Source organism: Kitasatospora sp. NPDC056327 (assembly GCF_042261735.1).
Classification (GTDB): Bacteria; Actinomycetota; Actinomycetes; order Streptomycetales; family Streptomycetaceae; genus Kitasatospora.
Map to the genome: position 1 here is coordinate 1 of NZ_JBHJRC010000389.1, position 6,719 is coordinate 6,719.

Consider the following 6,719-nt stretch of genomic DNA (forward strand, 5'->3'; position numbering starts at 1 on the left):
GGGCGCGTCCGGTCGGACGCGCCCCGCCGTGGTCCCGCTCCGGTGCTCAGGCCTCCCGGGCGGCCCTGATGTGCTCGGCGAGCGCGCCGGGGGTCGGCGTGCCGAACAGGTCGGCCAGCTTGACGGTGACGCCCAGCCGCTCGTCGATCCTCTGCACCAGGCCGGCGCCGAGCAGCGAATGGCCGCCGTGGGTGAAGAAGTTGGACTCCGCGGTGATGTCGTCGCGGCCCAGCAGTTCCCGCCAGAGGCCGATCAGGGCGTCGGTCAGCTCGTCCGGACCGGCGACGGCCGGCGCCGCGCCCCCGCTCCTCGGCCGTTCGCGGTGACGGTCGGCCGCCATGCTCTCCAGCACCAGGTAGTCCACCTTCTCGTTGGCGTTGGTCGGGAAGGCCGCGACGACGACGAAGTCCTGCGGGACGGCGGCCCGCGGCAGCTCGGCGCGGGCGAACTCCCACAGGTCGGAGGTGATGTCGCCGTCCGCCGCCGACTCCACGAAGGCCACCAGCCGGCCGTCGGCACTGCGGTCGCCGACCACGACGGCCGCGGCGCCGTGGACCTGCGGGTGACCGAGCAGGGTGGCCTCGATCTCGCCGAGCTCGATGCGGTTGCCGCGCAGCTTGACCTGGCGGTCGGCGCGGCCGAACAGCTCGACGGTGCCGTCGGGGTTCCAGGCCCCGATGTCGCCGGAGCGGTAGAAACGGCCGTGCACGGGGTGCTCGCCGAAGCGTTCGGCGTTCAGCTCGGGCCGGCCGTGGTAGCCGAGCGAGACGCCGGCGCCGGCGATGCAGACCTCGCCGCGGACGCCGACCGGCAGTTCCCGGCCGTCCGGCCCGAGGACGAACATCCGGATGTTGGAGATCGGCCCGCCGACGTCGATCCGCTCGCCGAGGTCCGCCGGGACGACGCCCCAGGTGCACCAGGTGATGGTCTCGGTGGGCCCGTAGGCGTTGACCGGCTCGCAGCCGGTGGCCAGCAGGCGCTTGGCGAGGGTGACCGGCACCGGCTCCGCGCCGGTCACCACGCGGCGGCCGGCCAGTACGTCCGCCACCTCGTCCAGGACCGTCCGCAGCGTGGTCGGGGTGGCCTGGACCACGGCGGGGTCGTGGCGCTCGACGAGCTCGCGCAGCACCTTGCCGTCGGTGCGCGCCTCGTCCGGCGCGATGGCGACGGTGCCGCCGGAGTACAGCGGGGTGTAGTGCTCCAGGTTCGCCATGTCGAACGCGAAGGTGGTCATCCAGAGCGTGGTGTCGTCGGGCGTCAGCCGCAGCCGCTCGGTGTAGTCGGCGGCGATGTTGGAGATCGCCCGGTGCGGCAGCAGCGCGCCCTTGGGGCGGCCGCTGGAACCGGAGGTGTAGATCAGGTACGCGCAGGCCTCCGGGTCGAGCGTGATGCCGGGCTCGGCCGGCGGGCCGTCCCGGTCCTCGTCGGCGACCGGGACGAGCTCCAGCCGTGCCATCGCACTGCCCTCGGGCAGCGCGACGGCACGGTCGGTGAAGACCGCCGTGGCCCCGGAGTCGCCGAGCAGGTGGGCGACGCGGTGCGCCGGGTGCTCGGGGTCGACCGGCAGGTAGGCGGCGCCGGTCAGCCAGACGCCCAGCACGGTGGCGGTCAGCTCCGGGGTCCGGGCCGCGGCGATGGCGACGATGTCGCCGGGCGCGGTGCCGCGGTCGCGCAGCACCTCGCGGGTGGCGACGGCGGCGTCCCACAGGCGCCGGTAGCTCACCTCGCGGTCGCCGTGCCGGACGGCGACCGCGTCGGGGCGGGCGAGGACGTGGCCGTGCACGGCCTCCAGGACGTTCGCGGGCGCGAAGGTGCGCGCGGTGTCGTTGGCGGCGCCGATGACCGCGTGGTCCTGCGCGCTCCACACCAGCAGCTCGCCGTTGGGGCGGTCGGGGTCGGCGGCGAGCGAGACGAGCAGCGCCTCGTAGCGGCTCACCAGCGCGGCCACCTCTGCCCCGGTCAGCTTCTCGGTGGAGTAGCGGGCCGTGAGGGTGACGGTGTCCGCCGAGGAGGCGACGAAGAACTCCAGGTCGAACTTGCTGTAGCCGTTCTCCACCACGACCGGCCGCGCCCTGGTCCCGGCGATCTCGAAGCCGGTCATCTCCAGCTGCGGGAAGTAGTTGAACAGGTGGCGGCAGAGGCGGTTGCGCCAGGAGGAGCCGGCCCGGGGCACCAGTTCGGAGATGCTGTCGACCGGGACGCCCAGGTGGGCGAGGGCGCCGAAGTAGGTGTCCCGGGTGTCGCGCACCAGCGTCCGGAAGCTCTGCGCGGGGTCGACCTTCACCCGCAGCGGCAGCACGTTGGTGTGGTGGCCGACCAGCCGGGGGTCCTCGCGGGGCCGCACGCTCACCGGGGAGCCCACGGTGATGTCGGGGCCGGCGCCGTGCGCGGCGAGCAGCAGGTCGAACGCGGCCAGCAGGACCACGGCCTCCGGGGCGCGCACCTCGCGGGGCAGCGCCCGGACGGCGGCGCGGGCCTCGTCGGAGAGGGTGTGGGTGTACTGCTCGCCGCGCAGGGTGGGGTCCGGCCGGTCGGCGCCGCCGACCCACAGGTCCAGGCCGCCCGGGTCGAAGTCCTCCAGCTGCCCCCGCCAGAACTCCAGGCTCTCGGGGGCCGGTTCGGGCTCGTGGTAGGCCGGGGCCACCTCCAGCAGCGCCGGGTCCGGCTCCCGGCCGGCCACGAACGCCTCGTAGGCGGAGACCAGCTCCTCCATCAGCAGGGTGCCGGAGATGATGTCGTACACCAGGTGGTGGAAGGCGAGGCAGACGACGTCGCCGTCGGGGTGGTGGAACAGGCCCGCCCGCACCAGCGGCCGGCCGTCGAAGCGGAACCGCACGGTGAGGAACGGCCGCAGGGCGAGGTCGAGCCCGTCCGGCGGCGCCGGGAAGTCGTCGAACTCCTCGAAACGCACGGAGAACTCGTCGGCGCCGACGACGCCCTTCACGAGTTCCGCGCCGGTGGCGAAATAGACCGTCCGCAGCACCTCGTGGCGGCGCAGCAGGGTCGACAGGGCGGCCTGGAGCGCGGCCGGATCCAGTCTGCCCTCGGCCTGGAACGCCAACGCGAGGTTGTTGGCCGCGCTTTCGGGAACCAGGCGCTCCAGGAGCCACATGGCCTCCTCTTTGCGGGTGGCCGACGAAAGTTCACGAGTGGTTCGGGTGCTGGTCTTCACTGCGGGTACCAATCGGTCCTCACTCCCCTGCCGGCCAGATGTGAACCCATTCGCACAGTGCTGGCGTCCCCGGTTTGCGACAGCACGATACGGGCGGGGCCGCGAGGCCCGGCACCCCTATTCGGTGACCGGGGGGAACGCCGTCCGCTAGGGGTACTAGGGGCTATGGACCCGGCGCCAACAGCACCTAGGCTCCAGTGAGTTCACGGGCCTGCGACCAAGGAGCGACGATGACCGAGTCAGGTGCCTGGAAAACCCTGGTGACCGGCGACGCCGAACGGGGAGTCGTCCTCGCGGTGGACTTCGACACCACCGGGCGCCCGGAGGCGCGCTTTTCCGATCTGATGGCGAAGGCGACCTCCGACTTCGCGGTCTGGGAAACGGTTCCGCCGGCCGCGGATTCGGAGTCCGCCCGTTCGGCCGCCGGATATGTCGAGCACTGGGCCGCGCCGTTCGCGAACACCGGGAATGCGCCCCGGATTCGCGCGGTGATGGGATTCTGCGCGGGTTCGGTCTATGCGGCCGCGCTCGCCGACCGGATCGCCGAAATGCAGGGCGAGGCGCCGTTGCTGCTGCTTTTCGACCCCGAGCTCTCGACCGCGCAGACCCTGATGTGGCAGTTCCACAAGGTGATCGGATTCATGTCGGCCACGCTGTCCCAGGAGGACATCGCCGAGGCCCGGGAGATCGGTCAGCGCGCCCACGACAGCACGCCGGAGGTCGGTGAGCTCAAGGACGAACTGATCCGTCTGATGCGCCGGTTCGGCGAGCCGGCGCTGGTCCGGGTGGGCCTGGACGAGGCCCGCCGCGAGGAGCTGTTCTCGGTCTTCGACTCGTTCCTGAGCTACCTGGCCGTGGCCGCCGACATCGACCCCCGCGAGCGCTGGCGGTCGGCGGTCGCCCTCAACTCCACCAGCCCGCTGAGCGGCCTCAACGCGATGCGCGCCTCGGGCGTGGAGATCGAGGTGGCCGAGGAGGTCGTGATCGACGTCGAGCACGGCACCATGCTGGCCGACGGCGAGCTGGCCGCCGTGGTCACCCGGCTGCTGGACATCTGAACCCGAGCACCGACCGCGCACGGAGAGACGGAGTGGGGCGACCATGCACACGATGACGGCCTACCTGCCCGCCACGGTGGAGCGGACCGGGAGCACCCGGCTGTTCTGCTTCCACCACGCCGGCGGCGCCGCCTCGGCCTTCAACGACTGGCAGCGGGCGCTCGGCCCCGACGTGACCGTGCTGCCGGTGCAGCTGCCCGGCCGGGAGCGGCGGGCCGCCGAGCCCCGCTTCACCGACATGGCCGCCCTGGTCGCCGACCTCGACGAACACCTCGACCCGCTGCTGGACGAGCCGTTCGCGTTCTACGGCCACAGCATGGGCGCCATCGTCGCGTACCACCTCACCCGGCTGCGCGCCCTGGCCGGCCGGAGCCTGCCGGTGCGGCTGATGGTGGGCGCCTACGCCCCGCCGCACCGGCCGGCCACCGCCGGTGCCGCGCTGGAGATGACGGACGAGCGGCTCGCCCGTTTCCTGGTGGACATCGGCGGGATGTCGGAGCTGCTGCTGCGCTACCCCGACTGGGTCCGCTCCGCGCTCGCCCTGGCCAGGGACGACCTGCGGGTCTGCGTGAGCGCCCCGCCGCCCGGCGACTTCCGGCTGCCGTGCCCGATCGAGGTGTTCGCCGGCGACCGCGATCCGCTGCTGCCGCTCGCCGACGTGTCCGGATGGGCCGAGCACTCCGGCGTGAGCTGCCGGGTGCACCCCGTGCCGGGCGGCCACTTCTTCACCCAGGAGTCCTCCGCCGAGTTCCTGGCGAAGGTGGCCTCCTTCTTCACCGTTCGCTCGATCCGTCGTTAACGGGCCGGTCAGCGGCCCCTGTTGATTGTTGACTTGTGGGAGCACTCATGCCCGAAGAGGCCGTTGCCGTCATCGGAATTTCCTGCCGACTCCCGCAGGCCCCGGATCCCCGGGCCTTCTGGGACCTCCTGCGCCGCGGCGCCAGCGGGATCACCGCCGCTCCGGCCGACCGCTGGGACGGCGGGAACACCGACGGCGGGCATCCCGCCCAGGGCGGATTCCTCGACCGGATCGACACCTTCGACCCGGCCTTCTTCGGGATCGCGCCGCGCGAGGCCGCACTGATGGACCCGCAGCAGCGGCTGATGCTGGAACTGGCCTGGGAGTGCGTGGAGGACGCGGGCGTCGCCCCGACCGCGCTGCGCGGCACCCGGACCGGGGTGTTCGTCGGGGCCATCGCCGCCGACTACGCCACCCTGCTGTCCCAGCGCGGGCCGGAGGCGATCACCCCGCACACCGTCACCGGGCTCAACCGCGGCCTCATCGCCAACCGCGTCTCCTACAGCCTCGGCCTGCACGGCCCCAGCCTGACGGTGGACGCCGCCCAGTCCTCGGCCCTGGTGGCCGTGCACATGGCGTGCGAGAGCCTGCGCAGCGGTGACTCCGAGCTGGCCATCGTCGGCGGCGTCAACCTGATCCTCGCCCCGGACAGCACCCTGGGCCTGACCCGGTTCGGCGGGCTGTCGCCGGACGGCGTGAGCTACACCTTCGACGCCCGGGCCAACGGCTACGTGCGCGGCGAGGGCGGCGGCGCGGTGGTCCTCAAGCCGCTGGCAGCGGCGCTGGCCGACGGCGACCACGTCTACTGCGTGATCCGGGGCAGCGCGGTCAACAACGACGGCGCCACGGACGGGCTGACAGTGCCGAGTCCGGCCGCGCAGGAGGCGGTGCTGCGCCGGGCGTACGAGCGGGCCGGCGTGGACCCGGCCGGGGTGCAGTACGTGGAGCTGCACGGCACCGGCACCCGGGTCGGCGACCCGATCGAGGCGGCGGCGCTCGGGGCCGCGCTCGGGGCCGCGCGGCCGGCCGGTTCACCGCTGCTGGTCGGCTCGGCGAAGACCAACGTGGGGCACCTGGAGGGCGCGGCCGGCATCGTCGGCCTGCTGAAGGCGGTGCTGGCGGTCGAGCACCGGGAGCTGCCGGCCAGCCTCAACTTCGAGACGCCCAACCCGGACATCGACTTCGACGGGCTCAACCTGGCCGTCAACACCGCCCTCGGCCCGTGGCCCGAGGGTGTCCTGCGGGCGGGTGTCTCCTCGTTCGGCATGGGCGGCACCAACTGCCACGTGGTGCTGGAGGAGGCACCGCCCCGGACCTCCGGACCGGTCGACCGGCTGCCGGCGCCGTGGCAGCTGTCCGCCCGCACCGACGCCGCGCTGCGCGGCCAGGCGCGGCGGCTGAGGCAGTCCGTGGCGGAGCGGCCCGGACTGGACCCGGCGGACGTGGCGTTCTCACTGGCCTCGGGCCGGTCGCTGTTCGACCACCGCGCCGTGCTCGTCGGGACCGGGGACCGGGACGGCGTGGCGGCGGCGCTGACGGCACTCGCCGAGGGGCGTCCGCACCCGGACCTGGTGACGGGCCGGGTGGACGGTGGGAAGCTGGCGTTCCTGTTCACCGGCCAGGGCTCCCAACGCATCGCGATGGGCCGGGAACTCCACGCCACCGTCCCCGAGTTCGCCACCGCCTACGA

4 protein-coding genes are annotated in these 6,719 nt (G+C 73.4%); 3 read left to right on the forward strand and 1 reads right to left on the reverse strand.

Annotation, left to right across the window (positions count from 1 at the left end; genetic code table 11):
- Positions 1 to 46 precede the first annotated feature (46 nt).
- On the reverse strand, positions 47 to 3,112 hold the full coding sequence (locus tag ACFCX4_RS33540) for an amino acid adenylation domain-containing protein (protein ID WP_376150784.1): 3,066 nt from the start codon (positions 3,110 to 3,112) through the stop codon (positions 47 to 49).
- Positions 3,113 to 3,402: 290 nt separating this feature from the next.
- Here ACFCX4_RS33540 and ACFCX4_RS33545 point away from each other — a divergent pair, with 290 nt between their 5' ends.
- The 3 genes from ACFCX4_RS33545 to ACFCX4_RS33555 form a co-directional block, all read left to right on the forward strand.
- Entirely contained in the window at positions 3,403 to 4,230 is an 828-nt protein-coding gene (locus tag ACFCX4_RS33545) for a hypothetical protein (RefSeq protein WP_376150786.1), read from the forward strand.
- 43 nt (positions 4,231 to 4,273) lie between these two features.
- Complete coding sequence (locus ACFCX4_RS33550) at positions 4,274 to 5,029, forward strand: thioesterase II family protein (RefSeq protein ID WP_376150788.1); 756 nt, start codon at positions 4,274 to 4,276, stop codon at positions 5,027 to 5,029.
- Between the two features lie 47 nt (positions 5,030 to 5,076).
- Positions 5,077 to 6,719: type I polyketide synthase (locus tag ACFCX4_RS33555; RefSeq protein ID WP_376150790.1), on the forward strand; the 1,643-nt coding region annotated here is incomplete at its 3' end.

Bases quoted from the DNA above. Each gene is read 5' to 3' on its own strand.
- ACFCX4_RS33540 (WP_376150784.1), bottom strand. From the start codon at position 3,112: ATGTGGCTCCTGGAGCGCCTGGTTCCCGAAAGCGCGGCCAACAACCTC.
- ACFCX4_RS33550 (WP_376150788.1), top strand. From the start codon at position 4,274: ATGCACACGATGACGGCCTACCTGCCCGCCACGGTGGAGCGGACCGGG.
- ACFCX4_RS33545 (WP_376150786.1), top strand. From the start codon at position 3,403: ATGACCGAGTCAGGTGCCTGGAAAACCCTGGTGACCGGCGACGCCGAA.